The sequence below is a fragment of the Dyella jejuensis genome, assembly GCF_044904675.1.
GTDB lineage: Bacteria > Pseudomonadota > Gammaproteobacteria > Xanthomonadales > Rhodanobacteraceae > Dyella_B > Dyella_B jejuensis.
The window spans coordinates 293,330-307,709 of sequence record NZ_JADIKJ010000001.1 but is presented as its reverse complement, the minus strand read 5'-3'; the positions used below and the strand labels follow the sequence as shown (position 1 = coordinate 307,709).

The following is a 14,380-nucleotide window of genomic DNA, read 5'->3' as shown; positions in this document are numbered from 1 at the left end:
TTCCTTCCCGGGAGCAAAGGCGGCCATCATCGCGGCCGGGTCAGCCATCGGGTTTCATACAGGTCGTAGCGGCGGTCTTTCAAGTTCTGCACCGCGCCGGCATTGCGCGCCCGGGCCAGGCTTTCCAGGCGTAAATCGGCAAACAGTACCGTTTCGATATTCGGCGTGGAGTCGGCGGCGATGCCGTCGCGTGCGAAGGGAAAGTCGCTGGGCGTGAGAATGCAGCTCTGGCCGTATTGGATGTCGAAATTATTCACGCCCGGAAGGTTGCCCACGTTGCCCGACAGCACCACGTAGCACTGGTTCTCGATCGCGCGCGCCTGCGAGCAGTAGCGCACCCGCAGGTAGCCTTCGCGCACGTCGGTGCAAAAGGGTACGAACAGGATCAGCGCACCCTGGTCCACCAGGTGCTTGGCCACTTCGGGAAATTCCGAGTCGTAGCAGATCATCACCCCGATCGGGCCGCAGTCGGTCTGGATCGTGGCCGCGCTGTCGCCGCCGGTGATGCTCCAGACCACGCGCTCGCTCGGCGTGGGGTGCAATTTCTCGCGCTCGTGGATCGATCCATCGCGCAGGCAGACGTAGCACACATTATGGATGTCGCCGTTCGGCTGCTCCGTCGGATGCGAGCCGCCGACGATATTGATGTTGTAGTGCACCGCCAGCCGGCTGAAAAGTTCTTTCACCTGTGGCGTGTAGTGGCTCAGCTTGCGAATGGTTTCGACCGGCGACAATTCCTCATTCTCGATCGACAGCAATTGCAGCGTGATCAATTCGGGAAACGTCACGAAATCCGCGTTGTAGTCGGCGGCGATATCGGTGAAATATTCGACGTGCGTAGCGAATTCCGCGAACGACCCGATGCGCCGTTGCTGGTATTGCACCGTCGCCACGCGCACCGAGTCGGGCATGTGCTGCGGCGACTTCACCACCGGGATATCCGGCTGGTTGAGCAGGGCGGGGTTGCGCCACACCAGGTGTGCGGCGTAGCCGTGCGACTCGTAGTCGGTGGGTACGTATGCGCGCAGCAATCCGACGATCTCGAAATCGTTCGCCAGCTGGAAGCTGAGCGTGGGATCGCGGCGGCGTCCCTCGGCCACTGCCTGCACGTAAGCTTCTGCGCTGCCATAGCGCTGGATGTTGCGCGCCAGTCCCGGCATGCGCCCGCCGAAGGTGATGCCGCGCAGCTTCAGGTCGATGCATAGCCGCTTGCGCGCCTGATACAGGCGTTGGCCGATGCGCATGCCGCGATAATCCGGATGCACCACCACTTCCATGCCATATAGCCAGTTGCCGTCCGGATTGTGGCGCGAAGCCATGCCGCCGCCCGTAATCTGCATCCAGGTATGCGGCTTGAGCGCCAATGCTTCATCGATGCGGAACGTGGCGCAGTAGCCCACGATGTTGCCTTCGTACTCGACCACGAACTGGCCTTCGGGAAAATGCGTCTGCTGGGAACGCAGCATTTCCGCCGAATGGCCCCATTCGGGCGTGTAGATACGGGCAGTGAGGTCAACCAGCGCCGGCACGTCGGACGGAAGCGCCTGGCGCAAGGTCAGCTTGGGCGTGTTTTCATGTTTCCTGGCCATATTTTTCATCCTTCCGTAAGCAGGGTGAAGCGGATGCGAGTACGGCGGGTACACTCTGCGGGCTGTCAAATGGCGCGCGCGAGGTTGCTTCCATCGGTAGCCGCGCGATCGGCCAGGCACGGGACAGCTTATGCCCCCCGGAGATTTTCATGAGCAATGCGGCTGCGGTCTACACATTCAAGGCAAGGCAACTGTGGCGGGAAGGGTGGAACGAGGATGCCGTTTTCGCCGTCGACGACCGTGGCCATATCGCCGCCGCCGAGGCCGCCCTGGAAACACCGCAGTATCTCGATGGCTGGGTGCTGCCCGGCATGCCCAACCTGCATTCGCACGCCTTCCAGCGCGCCATGGCCGGTTTGGCCGAACGCCGGGGCCCGGGCGATGATTCCTTCTGGACCTGGCGCGAAACGATGTACGGTTTCGCCGCTCGTATCGGTCCGGACGCCTTGCAGGCCATCGCCGCCCAGCTCTACGTGGAGATGCTCAAGGCCGGCTACACCCAGGTCTGCGAATTCCATTACCTGCACCATCAGCCGGATGGCACGCCCTACGCACAGCCGGAGGCGATGTCGCTGGCATTGATCGAAGCCGCACGCGAGGCAGGCATCGCGCTGACCCTGCTGCCCGTGCTGTACATGAGCGGCGGTTTCGACGGCCGCCCGCTGACGCCGCGCCAGCGCCGCTTCGGCCACGACCTGGACAGTTACCTGTCACTGCTGGCGCGCTTGCGCACGCTTCAAAGCGACCGCCTGCGCGTTGGCGTGGCCTTGCATTCCCTGCGCGCCATTCCCGAAAGCGCCTGGCGCGAGGTGATTGGCAGCGACGCGCTGAAAACCGGTCCCATCCATATCCATGTCGCCGAACAAATCGGTGAAGTACAGGATTGCCTCGCCACCCGCGGCGCTCGTCCAGTGGAATGGTTGTTCGACCACGCCCCCGTCGACCAGCGCTGGTGCCTGGTACATGCCACCCACCTGACCGAAGCGGAAACCGCGCAGCTCGCGCGCAGCGGCGCGGTGGCCGGCCTATGTCCCACCACCGAAGCCAATCTCGGCGATGGATTGTTCCCGCTTGCACGCTACCTCGATGCGCACGGCACGCTTGGCATCGGCTCGGACTCCCATATCTCGATCTCGCCGGTGGAGGAATTGCGCTGGCTCGAATACGGGCAGCGCCTCAGCACACGCCATCGCAACGTGGCTGCGCGCCATGCCGGCGATAGCGTCGGCGAAACGCTATGGCATGCAGCGTTGCAGGGCGGGGCGCAGGCGTCGGGGCTGGCGATCGGCGCGCTCGATGCAGGAGCGCGCGCCGATTTCATCGTGCTCGACGGCAACGCGCCCTTGCTCGCCGCACGCGATAGTCGTTCCGTGATGGATAGCTTCCTGTTTGCCGGAAACACGCCGCTGGTGCGGGACGTGATGGCCGGTGGGGAATGGGTGGTAAGGGATTTCCAGCATCGCGACGAAGCACGCATCGCGGCACGCTATCGTGCAGTGATGGAACAAATGACCTAAGCCTGAGCACGCCTCTTCGCCAGAACAAAACTGGCGCTGCGCGCTGTGGCGAGCGCAAAGCGGCAACGTGAGTACCTTTCCGCAGGCTGAAGCCCGGCCTGAACTATCGGCATCAGTTCAGGTTGGCGCGGTCATCTGACATTGCGAGGCGCCGTTCTCCGACATGAGTTTCCACTCGAGGAGAGAGCATCCATGCGTCGTCACTTATCCGTCTTCCTGATTGCGCTTGCTGTGCTGTGCGGTACCGTGATGCAAGCCGGCTGTGTAGTCGTCTCGCCCCGACCGGCCCGCGTGTGGGTGCCGGGGTATTGGGGGCCGGGCCATATGTGGGTGGGCGGCCATTGGCGCTATCGCTGATGGTCGTTGCGCTTGTCGGTGTGGTGCTTGTCTGCCAGCACCTCATCCAGCCGCTGGGCCAGGTGTTCGAAACAATGCGCAAGGGTATTGCGGCAGACGACCAGTTCGGGCTCGCGCGTGGCGCGACGTGCGGCGCAGGCGGCCAGCAGCAGCAATTCATCGCGCAGGCCGCAAAGATGCTCGAGGTCTTCTGCGGTCAGCAGGCGGGAGGCTTCGAAATTTAACCGGGTAGAGACGCGGGGGTTGCCTGCCATAGCTGTATCTCCGTGTGGTTGCTACATTGCGCTGGTCGACGTGCGGAAGGCTTGCCACTAAAGAACAGCATGCCGCCGAGCCCAGTCTAATTTTTTTTGCTATTCGGAAACTAGGTAAAAAGCTGACTTTCGCGTAACCGGAAGGCGGGTAATAACGTCATCGCCCACCTAGTGAGGGCGGTTATGAAGCGGAAGAGCATCCATTCGTTGGAGCATAAGGAATTGGTGACGCTGCTTTTCGACTTTCGCCGACAGGCTGACATGACCCAGGCCGAGGCGGCAGAGGCCCTGGGGCGACCGCAGACTTACGTTTCCGCCGTGGAGGTAGGGCGTCGCGGCATCGACCTGGTGCAGGTGCGCGAATTCTGCGCGGTCTACGATGTGAGCTTTCCGAAGTTCGCCGAGCACTACGAAAAGCGCCTGAAGGCTGCCACCAGCCAGGAACGCCCGCCGCGGCTTTCCACGCGCAAGCGCGAAAAACCTGCGAAGACGGCTAAAAAGCGGCCGGGCAAAGACCGGAAATAGGTGTTGCATGTTGTCTCTACGGGAAAGGCCCGCGCCCAGTCACGGTGGGTCGGCCAGGATCGGAACGGACCGGGGCCGGAAAAATAGGGCGGTGCCGGGCCCCCACTTCCCGCGATCAGGCAGTTTTTTCGCAGCATCAGGCACCCGTCCGTCACGGTAAAAGGTCGACAATCCGATCCGTTGCATGCACGGATCTCGCATGGCGGCAGGGAAGGCGCGCTCATCGTCATCCATCGCGAAAGGAACCCCCTCATGCTCGAAGCCTCCTTGATGGTGCCGGCGCCATTGCCATCGATCCGTCGCGTGATGGCGGTTTGTTTCGCGCTCGCGGTGCTGGCATCGGCACCGTGCCGCGCTGCCGATGCCACGGTATTCCATGGCGCTCCGGGTTCGGCCGCATCAGTCGCCAATCCCTATAGCGGCCAGCCGGCGGCGATCGCCGTGGGTGGCCGCTTGTATGCAGCGCATTGCGCAAGCTGCCACGGCGATATCGGGCAGGGCACCGGCAACATTCCGGCGCTTGCGCAAGGGGCGACCCAACAGGCGACGGATGGTGCGCTGTTCTGGTTCATCAGCAAAGGTTCGGTAGCAAACGGCATGCCGTCCTGGGCCAGCCTGCCGGAAGCGCAGCGCTGGCAGATCGTCGCTTACCTCAAGACGCTGCCTAGCGCCACGGCCGCGCCGGCCGAGCAGGACACGGCGAGCGGCTCGCCCATTACGACACCCGCGCCGAGGCCGCCCTTTACCGATTTCCGCTACGAAGCGCCGGGCAAGCTGCGCAAGATCACGCTGGCCGATCTGCCGCCGCCCTACGCCACGCATTCGGCCAGCAATGCGCCGGCGATGGCGGCCCGTCCCGCTGGCGTGCTGCCCATAGCACCACCCGGTTTCAAGGTAAACCTGTATGCCGAAGGACTGGACACGCCGCGCGTGATCCGCGTGGCGCCGAACGGCGATATCTTCGTGGCCGAAAGCGGTAACGGGCAGATCCATGTATTCCGCGGCATGACGGCGGATGGCAAACCCCGCCAAAGCTCGGTCTTCGCCACTGGCCTGGATCGTCCCTATGGCATCGCGTTCTATCCGCTGGGGCCGCATCCGCAATGGGTCTATGTCGGCGATACCGATGCGGTAGTTCGTTTTCCTTACCGCAATGGCGACCTGAAGGCGACGGGCAGGGCCGAGCATATCGTCGACCTGCCGCACGGCGAGGGGCATTGGACGCGCGATGTCGCTTTCTCGCTCGACAACAAGACCATGTTCGTGGCGGTGGGCTCGGCGTCCAACATCAACGATCCGGATACCTCGCCCGCGGAAAAAGATCGCGCCAACATCCTGGCCTTCGATCCCGACGGCTCGCACCAGCGCATCTACGCCTGGGGCATCCGCAATCCATCAGGCATCGCCATCGATCCGAAGAATGGACAGCTGTGGACGACAGTCAACGAGCGCGATGGGCTGGGCGACAACCTGGTGCCGGATTACATCACCTCGGTGCGCCAAGGCGGCTTCTACGGATGGCCGTGGTGGTACATGGGCGCGCACCAAGACCCACGCCATGCCGGCAAGCATCCGGAGCTGAAGGACAAGGTGATCACGCCCGATGTGCTGCTGCAGCCACACAATGCCTCGTTGCAGATTACGTTCTACGAAGCCGGCCGCTTTCCCAAGGCGTATGACGGCGATCTATTTGCCGCCGAGCATGGCTCCTGGAACAAATCCACCCGCGTAGGCTACGAGGTGATCCGCATTCCACGCCATCACAGCGGCAAGGCCAGCGGCGAATACGAGGATTTCCTCACCGGCTTCGTGCTGCCCGACGGCCGCGTGTGGGGACGCCCGGTCAGCCTGGCGACTGCTCCGGATGGCTCATTGCTGGTGACGGACGATGGTTCCAATGCGATCTGGCGGGTGGATTACACCGGCCAGTGAGCGTGCTGTCGCGATCGGCACGCGCTGCCGATTGCGAGCGATCCATGCAGGTCAATGGCGTCTTGGCGCTTGGCGATTGTCCGATTCGCCAGCATTGATCTGTTCCGGCTACGAGGAAGCGGGGCGGCAAACCGGCTTGAGTTCGCCCACCAGCGTCGGCAGCAGTTCCGACACGGTCGGATGGATCGGCACCGCCCATTGCAATGTGTCGTAAGGCTGGTCGGCGTTCATCAGGTCGATGACGCCATGGATAGCCTCGTCGCCGCTGATGCCGAGGATTGCCGCGCCCAGTATGCGATGGGTGTCGGCGTCGGCGACGATTTTCATGAAGCCCTGCGTTTCATCGCGTTCCACCGCGCGGCCAACGCGCGACATCGGCCGCTTGGAAACCAGTACGCGCTTGCCGCTGGCGCGTGCTTGCGCTTCGGTCATGCCCACGCGGCCCAGCGGCGGGTCGATATACAAGGCATAGCCGGCAATACGCGAGGACACGCGCCGCTGGCCGCCATCAAGCAGATTGGCCGCGATGATTTCGAAATCGTTGTACGCGGTATGGGTGAATGCGCCGCGGCCGTTGCAATCGCCCATGGCCCAGATTCCCGGCACGCTGGTGGCGAGCGTGTCATCCACCGTGATGTAACCATGCTTGTCGGTGGATACGCCGGCATGTTCCAGTCCGAGATCGTCGGTATTGGGCCGGCGCCCTACGGCCAGCAAGACGTGGCTGACGATGAGTCCGGGATCGCCGGAGGCACAGGCACAATCGACTTTTACCGCGATACCGCTCGCATGCTTGGCGAAAGCGACGCACTCGGCATGGGTGCGCACGGCGATCCCTTCGCCTTGCAGGATCTCGGCGATGGTGCTGGAGACATCGTCGTCCTCGCGACCGATCAGGGTCGGCTGCTGCTCGATGATGGTCACCTTCGCACCAAAGCGGCGGAACATTTGCGCAAACTCCAGCCCGATATAACTGCCGCCGACGATCGCCAGATGCTCCGGCAAGATATCGAGCTGCAGGATCGAGGTGTTGGTGAGGTAGGGAATAGCGTGCACGCCGGGCATATCCGGCACCAGCGCACGACCGCCGACGTTGAGGAAGATGCGCGGCGCGCTGATGGCTTCCCCACCGATGCGCAAGCTGTCATGGCTTTCGAAGCGGGCATGGCCGCGCAGCACGGTGAGTCCATGCATGCCATCGAGCCAGCGTTCGACGTTGCCGCGCGCGTTGTCGGTCACCGTGTGCGCGCGTGCCATGACTCGCTGAAAGTCGATGCCCACTTCGCCGCCGAGCACGACACCGTAATCGGCGGCGCGCCGCACCTGGTGCGCGACGCGCGCGCTGGCTACCAGGGTCTTGGTCGGCATGCAGCCGGTATTGACGCAGGTGCCACCGAAAAACTGACGTTCGACCAAAGCCACTTGCATGCCCGCAGCGGTAAGGCGGCCGGCCAGCGGCGGGCCGGCCTGGCCGGCACCGACGATGATCGCGTCGAAGCGGCGGCTCATCGCCGGGTACCTCGCTGTGCCGGATGTAGCCGCCTTGGATTGCACATGCGTCCTCCGCGCGTCACGGTGATCGAACTCCTTCAGGCATCAGGCATGCACCGTCCATTCGCCGTCGCGATCAGGCCCCGCCCAATTCCGCACCGGTGGTGGGATTGCTGTCCGGATTGGACGCCGTGCGCGTGGCGAAGGCCTTTACGCATTGCTTGTCCTCGGAATCCAGCTTTACCTTCGCGCGTCCATCGCCACCGTCCATCGCCAGGAATTCGTCGGGATCGGTGACGAAGTTGAAGTTGTCGTCACTGTTCCAGGGTCCGCGCGTATCGCCTTCGCCTTGCGAAGTGTTGACATACATGCGCGTGAATCCGTCCTTGCCGGGCAGCTTGCCGGGTGGGAAATTCGGCTCGATGGCGTACAGCGCTTTCTCGAATGATAGCTGGTGGGCGATTTCTCGCGTCATCAGGAAGCCCAGCGCATCCTTTACGCCAGGATCGGCGGTCACGTTGATCAGCCGTTCGTAAATGATCTTGGCGCGTGATTCGGCCGCGATATTCGAGCGCAAGTCGCACGTGGGATCGCCGATCGAATCGATATAGCCTGCGTTCCACAGCTGGCCGCCGGAATTGGTCAACGCAGGGCCGCCGCCATAGAGTACCTGGGTGACGTGCGAATCGTTGCCCGGTCCTTGCAGCGAACGGTACAGGTCGGCCGCTTCGGCCACGCCTTCGGCCAATTCGCCTTTGGCGCCGCGGTTGAGCATGGCAACGATCGAGCCGATCACTTCCAGGTGGCTCAGTTCCTCGGTGGCGATATCCAGCAACAGATCCTTGCGGCCGGGGTCTTCTTCGGCCAGGGCCTGCGTGAAATAGCGCATTGCCGCGGCGAGTTCGCCTTGCGGTCCGCCGAATTGCTCCAGCATCAGGTTGGCCAATCCCGGATTGCATTCGGAAACGTGGACGGAGTACTGCAACCGCTTGTTATGGGCAAACATGGGAATTTCTCCAGGGGTGGGTTGCTGTGCGGGCGGATGCCGCGTCAGCGTTTGGCGACGAGCCCTTCGGCCGCGTCGCGCGCGAGGTATTGGGTGGTGACATCCGGAAGATGCTCGAGTAGCCAGCGGGCCATCGCCTGTTCCTGCGGCAGGATCGTTTCGCAGGCGCGTTGCGTGGCGGTATCGCCGATGGACTTGGCCGCCGCGATCAGCACCGTGTAGGTAGCGATCTCGATATTCTCGAACACATAGCCGGCGATCGCGCCCTTGATTACTTCATCGCTGACGGCCATGCCGCCGACGCCCTGGGCGAAGGCCATCGCCTTGCCGGCGAGGTCTTTCGCCGTCGAGGGCTTGCCGCCGAGACGGGTGATGCAATCCTCGACGATCTTCTGCTGTTGCAGCGTCTCTTCGAGGTGTGCTTCAAGGCGCGCCTTGAGTTCCGGGTAATGCTGGATGCGCGACGCCTGGGCCTTGAGCATCTGCTCGGCCTGCTGCTCCATGGCGTGGGCATCACGCAACCAGTCGAGCAGGTTTTCTTTGTGTTCGGCCATGCAGTCGCCCTCGATCAACGCGGACGAAGAAAAAGTCCGCGCTCGCACTGTGAGCGCGTCGGGGTCGATAGCGGGTCAAGTGAGCGTCAAGGCAGGCAAGACACGACTGCCCAGTTTCGTTACGCCTGCGTCAGCAGCAAAAGGTTGAGTGCGATCACGAAGCACGCGGCGACTGCCGCGGCAAGCAACGTCGGCGCACCGCTGCGGTACACGCCCATGGACTTCCGGCGTGCAATAAACCAGATCAGCGCCAGCATGGGAAAAGGCAACGCAATGCTTAGCACTGCCTGGCTGAGCACCAGTGCGCGCGTAGCGTCGACGCCCAGGTAGATCACGGCGAAACTGGGCAACATGGTGATCACGCGACGCAGCCACAATGGGATGGCGAAGCCCACGAAGCCCTGCATCACCAACTGGCCGGCCATCGTGCCGACCACTGAACTCGATATACCCGATGCGATCAGCGACACCAGGAAGATGACGGCCGCCGCATGTCCCAGCAGCGGTGTCAGCGTGAGGTAAGCGGTTTGTATTTCAGCCACGTCCCGATGGCCGGCGTGGAAGGCGCCGGCGGCCATCATGACCATGGCCAGGTTGATCACGCCGGCAATGGTGAGCGCCACCACCACTTCGATGTTCGAGAAGCGCAGCACCTTGCGTCGTTCATTCTCCGAACGTGTCGGAAAGCGCGCTTGCGTCAAGCCCGAGTGCAGGAACAGTGCGTGGGGCATGACGGTGGCCCCAATGATGCCTACTGCAAGCACGCAAGCCTGCGCATCAGGCAGGCGCGGCAGCAGCAACTGCCGCCCTGCATCCGCCCAGCCGATCGGGACGATGAAAAGTTCGGCCAGATAGGCCAGCCCGACGATGCCCACCAGCGCACCGATGGTCAGCTCCAGCCGCCGGAAGCCGCGTCGCTCGAGCAGCAGCAGCGCATAGGTCACGGCCGCCGTGATGGCCATGCCGATCAGCATCGGCAAATGAAACACCAGGCTGAGTCCTATCGCGCCGCCAAGGAACTCGGCAAGATCGGTCGCCATGGCGGCGATTTCGCTCACGATCCACATCGTCCACACCAGCGGCGCGGGAAAACTTTCCCGGCAAAGCTGGGCCAGGTTCCTCCCGGTCACAATGCCTAGTTTCGCCGACATCGCCTGGAACAGCATCGCGATCGCGTTGGCGACCAGCACCACCCATAGCAAGCCATAGCCGTAGCGGGCACCCGCCTGTATGTTGGTGGCGAAATTGCCCGGGTCCATATAGGCCACCGATACGACGATCGCCGGCCCGGCAAACGGCGTGAGCGCGGCGAATCCGCGACGTTTGCCGCTGAGCACGGCGCGCATCTCCCGTAGCGTCGCTTCGTCGGGATGCTGGCTGGCTGGGTCGTACCTGGCGTCCAAATGGGCGTCCTCAAGAAGATGCAAGGCGATGGTAGGAAGCGACACGTGCAGGCTGCGCGTAGGTTAACCCTTTGCAGAGGGCATCGCCGCGCGATGTGGAAGAGCCCGTTGACTCGCTCCAGACGCCGCCTTCCTCGCCGTGCGGGCATGCTGACCCGGCATGTTTTCTCTGACGCGCTCTGCGAGGTTATCGTGGAACACAACGAGTCCATTTTCGCTCGAGACGGCACGAGGCGCGTGCTCATCACAATGTTGCGCGCGTTGCCGGATGCGCAACAGGGCCGGCGCCTGGCGTGGCAACGTTTGTGTGTGCGCTATGGCGAGGCGATGGCGCGGCTCGCGACCCATTGTTGGCGTCGCAGCGGCAGGCCCTCGAAGAAAATCTTCGCGATGCTCGGCGTCGCTGTTCCCGTTTTGTTGAGTGCGGTGTCTGATGGTTTGTGTCGCGGCAGAAGTGTCTTGCTGTTCAACCCTCCTCGGCAATGGAAAAGACACTTCTGCCGCTCTTTTTCAAGGCAGGCATGCGCTTGATCGCTGCGTTCTATGTGGAAATGGTTTCACCGCGCACAGACTCCAGCTACAGATGCATCTCGCCATGATGGCTTTCGTGCGGCACATTTGCGTGTCGTACGGTATCGAAGATAAGAGCAGGAGTTACGATAATGGCAACGCATCAGAACACCGGTAACAACCGTGGCGGACAGGGTGGCGGTCGCGGCTTTGCAGGCATGGATGAATCCAAGCAACGCGAAATCGCCAGCGAGGGCGGGCGCGCGGCACACGAAAGCGGCAACGCACATGAATTCAGTTCGGAAGAAGCCCGCGAGGCGGGTCGCAAGGGCGGCGAATCGGTAAGCCAGGATCGGCAGCACATGTCGGCGATCGGACAAAAGGGCGGCGAAGCGGTCAGTGAAGATCGCAGCCATATGGCGGATATCGGCCGCAAGGGCGGCGAAAGCAGCCATGGCGGCCAGGCGCGGAATGCGGCGGGCAGCGCATCGCAAGCAGGCGCGAGCAACACCCGCGGCGGCAGTAGCGAACAGCACGCGGAAGCGGGGCGGCAGAGCCATAAAAACACCTGAGGGAAACTCAGGGAAAAGGGCCTGCTTCATCGGCATGCATGGCGATTCAGTACCGGTCGTGTGGCATGGCGTATTTGGCAGGCCATACATTCGGCGCCGGGTGCCTGCATGGATCCGGCGCCGCTTTATGCGATTCAAGCGGATGTGGCGAAGTCAGCAAGCATCAAGATCGAGCGACATGAACACACTGTTGGCATCGGCCAGGTAGTTGCCAAATGGCGGGCATTCCACGAATCCGTGCCGGCGATAGAACGCACGGGCGGGAATGAAATAATCCCACGCACCGGTCTCCAGGCTCAGGCGCGACATGCCGCTGGCGCGAGCGGCGCCGATAAGGTGGCGCAATAACGCGCTGCCGGTGCCGTGTTGACGCACAGCCTGCGCGGTGTGCATGGATTTTATTTCGCCATGCGTCGCCGAGAGCCGCCGCAGCGCGGCAATACCCAGCAACTGGTCGTGTTCCCAGGCGGCCCAGAAGTGAATATCGGCCGCACGCAAGCCGTCGATATCCAGTGCATGGGCGCTATCGCGCGCGGTCTGGGCGCGGGCGATGGTCACGTGCGTATGCAGCAGCGCCATGATGCGAGGGTCATCGAGGTCGCCGGGAAGTATGTGCATGGCTAGGGATGCTCCAGGATGGCGCATCATCATTTTCCGCACGTGGCTTGCCGTCAATGCGGATGGCCCCGCGCCATGGCGGCCATCGACGCCGGCAGGTCCGGCGTTGCCTGCGTGGCTGGGCTTTCCCTTACTATTTGCCCGATCGACTCATCCACGAGCCGCCGGGGCCACCCATTGCATGAAAACCTACCGGAACACCGGCGCCGACCCGTTGGCCGTGCCGCGCTCGCATGGTTTCTGGCTTGCCGCTTGGCTTGGCATCGTCGTCCTGATTGGCCTGCTCAACGCGCTGCACCGCTACCTCAATGACGTGGCGGACCGCGTTCCGGTTTCGCTGGGGCCCAAGCTGATCGAGGAAATGACCGGAAGCCTGAGTTTCGGCATGCTGCTTCCGGTGCTGATCGCGGCCTTGCGGCGTATCCGGCCTTTGCACAACCGGTGGCTGCGTTACGGCTGTCATCTGCTGGTGCTGCTTGCATTGTCCTTGTTGCATACCAGCCTGATGTGGGGTTCGCGGGTTGCGCTATTTCGGCTGTGCGGACTGGGCGGCTATGACTATGGCGTGATGGCATGGCGCTATCTCATGGAATTTCCCAGCGACGTGTTCTATTACCTGCTGGTCGCGCTGGTGCTGTGGATGTTCGACCGCTACCGCCAAGGCCAGCAGCGCGAACTGCGGGCCGCGCAACTGGAATCGGCGCTGTCGGAAGCGCAGCTGGATGCATTGAGGTTGCAGCTGAATCCGCATTTCCTGTTCAACACGCTCAACGCCGTCTCCGCCATCATGTATGACCAGCCGCGAGTGGCGGACGAAATGCTCGCCCGCATCGGCGAACTGCTGCGCGCCACGCTCGGCGCACGCGCGCAGCAGCACCCGCTGCGCGAGGAATGGCGGTTATTGGAGCTGTACCTGGATATCCAGCGCGCGCGCTTTGGCGCGCAATTGAGCGTGCGCATCCAGGCGGAGCCGTCGCTAGGCGATGCCACGGTGCCGTTCCTGGTTCTGCAGCCGCTGGTGGAGAATGCGATCGATCATGCCGACGCAGCGGAAATCCGGCGCGTGGATGTGAGCGCGGCACGCGAGCATGGACGGCTTGAACTGTGCGTCCGCAACCATGGCCAAGGCGGAGGCACGCATCGGGGCCATGGTATCGGCCTGAGCAATATCGAGGCGCGCTTGAAGCATCTTTACGGCGATGCGGCAGGCTTGCGCCTGGAGCCTGGCGAACAAGACACGCGCGTGTGGCTGTGGTTGCCATTGCAGCAGGGCTCGCCGGCATGAGCTTGCGCGTCGCGATAGTCGATGACGAAGCGCCGGCGCGCGATAAACTGCGGCGCTACCTCGCCATGGCCGAAGATGTGCGGGTGGCCGGCGAAGCCGGCAACGGCCGTGATGCGCTTGAGCTGATCGCCCGCGAGCGGCCGGACGTCGTGTTCCTGGACATCAGCATGCCCGACATGGATGGCTTTGCCGTGCTGCGGGCACTGGGCGAACCGCTGCCCGCGGAAGTGGTGTTTGTCACCGCGCACGACGATCGCGCGGTGCAGGCATTCGAAGTACATGCGTTCGATTATCTGCTCAAGCCGGTCAGCCCCCAGCGCTTTGAGCGGTTGCTGCAGCGCCTGCGCGAACGCCTGGTGCCCAGGCAGGATCTTGGCCGGCGGCTGGACGGACTGTTAAACGGACTGCCGGCGCCGACGCATTATCTCGAGCACATATTGGTGCAGGCTGGCGACAGCGCCCAACTTGTTCGCGTCGACCGGATCAGCCGGATCGAAGCCAGCCGCAATTACCTGGACCTCCACGCAGGCGGGCATGGTTACCGCCTGCGCGGCACGCTGGAGAACATGCAGTCGCGGCTCCATCCCATGCGTTTTGCGCGGATCAACCGCTCGACGCTGGTACGCCTGGAAGCCATTCGCGAAATCCATTCCTGGCCGGAAGGCGAATACCGCCTGCTGCTCGACGATGGCGCGCGCGTCACCTGGACGCGCCGTTATCTGGCGAACCTGCCGCCCGGTCTCTTGCTGCAATCCGAAAGATAACGG

General features: G+C 63.1%; 15 protein-coding genes. 8 read left to right on the top strand and 7 right to left on the bottom strand.

Going from position 1 to position 14,380, the window contains the following annotated elements; translation table 11 throughout:
• Positions 1–26 precede the first annotated feature (26 nt).
• Positions 27–1,589 carry a GNAT family N-acetyltransferase gene (locus tag ISP15_RS01225; protein ID WP_404544171.1) on the bottom strand — a complete coding sequence of 521 codons (1,563 nt, stop codon included), beginning with the start codon at positions 1,587–1,589 and terminating at the stop codon, positions 27–29.
• A gap of 149 nt (positions 1,590–1,738) precedes the next feature.
• Here ISP15_RS01225 and ISP15_RS01220 point away from each other — a divergent pair, with 149 nt between their 5' ends.
• A complete protein-coding gene (locus tag ISP15_RS01220) occupies positions 1,739–3,106 on the top strand; it encodes a formimidoylglutamate deiminase (RefSeq protein WP_404544168.1) in 1,368 nt (455 codons plus the stop codon).
• 192 nt (positions 3,107–3,298) lie between these two features.
• Complete coding sequence (locus ISP15_RS01215; protein WP_404544166.1) at positions 3,299–3,463, top strand: hypothetical protein; 165 nt, start codon at positions 3,299–3,301, stop codon at positions 3,461–3,463.
• Here ISP15_RS01215 and ISP15_RS01210 read toward each other — a convergent pair.
• Positions 3,454–3,717 (bottom strand): XAC0095 family protein, encoded by a 264-nt coding sequence (locus ISP15_RS01210; RefSeq protein ID WP_404544164.1) that lies wholly within the window; start codon positions 3,715–3,717, stop codon positions 3,454–3,456. The genes ISP15_RS01215 and ISP15_RS01210 overlap by 10 nt on opposite strands.
• A 183-nt stretch (positions 3,718–3,900) precedes the next feature.
• Here ISP15_RS01210 and ISP15_RS01205 point away from each other — a divergent pair, with 183 nt between their 5' ends.
• Together ISP15_RS01205 and ISP15_RS01200 are read left to right on the top strand one after the other, a co-directional pair.
• Entirely contained in the window at positions 3,901–4,242 is a 342-nt protein-coding gene (locus ISP15_RS01205; RefSeq protein WP_404544162.1) for a helix-turn-helix domain-containing protein, read from the top strand.
• 252 nt (positions 4,243–4,494) lie between these two features.
• The gene (locus ISP15_RS01200; protein ID WP_404544160.1) at positions 4,495–6,174 is read left to right on the top strand and encodes a PQQ-dependent sugar dehydrogenase; all 1,680 of its coding nucleotides are present in this window, start codon (positions 4,495–4,497) and stop codon (positions 6,172–6,174) included.
• Between the two features lie 108 nt (positions 6,175–6,282).
• Here ISP15_RS01200 and ISP15_RS01195 read toward each other — a convergent pair whose 3' ends face one another.
• The 4 genes from ISP15_RS01195 to ISP15_RS01180 all read right to left on the bottom strand — a co-directional run bounded on the left by ISP15_RS01195 (position 6,283) and on the right by ISP15_RS01180 (position 10,673).
• Positions 6,283–7,683, bottom strand: coding sequence for an FAD-containing oxidoreductase (locus ISP15_RS01195; protein ID WP_404544157.1), 1,401 nt, complete (start codon positions 7,681–7,683; stop codon positions 6,283–6,285).
• A 118-nt stretch (positions 7,684–7,801) separates the two neighbouring features.
• On the bottom strand, positions 7,802–8,671 hold the full coding sequence (locus tag ISP15_RS01190) for a manganese catalase family protein (protein WP_404544154.1): 870 nt from the start codon (positions 8,669–8,671) through the stop codon (positions 7,802–7,804).
• Positions 8,672–8,715: 44 nt separating this feature from the next.
• Complete coding sequence (locus ISP15_RS01185) at positions 8,716–9,225, bottom strand: ferritin-like domain-containing protein (protein WP_404544152.1); 510 nt, start codon at positions 9,223–9,225, stop codon at positions 8,716–8,718.
• A 119-nt stretch (positions 9,226–9,344) separates the two neighbouring features.
• Positions 9,345–10,673: an Nramp family divalent metal transporter gene (locus tag ISP15_RS01180; RefSeq protein ID WP_404544150.1), complete on the bottom strand. Its 1,329-nt coding sequence runs from the start codon at positions 10,671–10,673 to the stop codon at positions 9,345–9,347.
• Between the two features lie 102 nt (positions 10,674–10,775).
• Between ISP15_RS01180 and ISP15_RS01175 the strand changes: the two genes are divergently transcribed.
• On the top strand, positions 10,776–11,159 hold the full coding sequence (locus ISP15_RS01175; RefSeq protein WP_404544148.1) for a hypothetical protein: 384 nt from the start codon (positions 10,776–10,778) through the stop codon (positions 11,157–11,159).
• A gap of 131 nt (positions 11,160–11,290) precedes the next feature.
• Positions 11,291–11,710 (top strand): KGG domain-containing protein, encoded by a 420-nt coding sequence (locus ISP15_RS01170; RefSeq protein WP_404544146.1) that lies wholly within the window; start codon positions 11,291–11,293, stop codon positions 11,708–11,710.
• A 153-nt stretch (positions 11,711–11,863) separates the two neighbouring features.
• Here the strand turns inward: ISP15_RS01170 and ISP15_RS01165 are convergent, their stop codons facing one another.
• A complete protein-coding gene (locus tag ISP15_RS01165; protein WP_404544144.1) occupies positions 11,864–12,328 on the bottom strand; it encodes a GNAT family N-acetyltransferase in 465 nt (154 codons plus the stop codon).
• 181 nt (positions 12,329–12,509) lie between these two features.
• Between ISP15_RS01165 and ISP15_RS01160 the strand changes: the two genes are divergently transcribed.
• Positions 12,510–13,613, top strand: a complete 1,104-nt coding sequence (locus tag ISP15_RS01160; RefSeq protein ID WP_404544142.1) for a sensor histidine kinase — start codon at positions 12,510–12,512, stop codon at positions 13,611–13,613.
• The gene (locus tag ISP15_RS01155) at positions 13,610–14,377 is read left to right on the top strand and encodes a LytR/AlgR family response regulator transcription factor (protein ID WP_404544140.1); all 768 of its coding nucleotides are present in this window, start codon (positions 13,610–13,612) and stop codon (positions 14,375–14,377) included. The genes ISP15_RS01160 and ISP15_RS01155 overlap by 4 nt, the downstream gene beginning before the upstream one ends.
• Positions 14,378–14,380 lie beyond the last annotated feature (3 nt).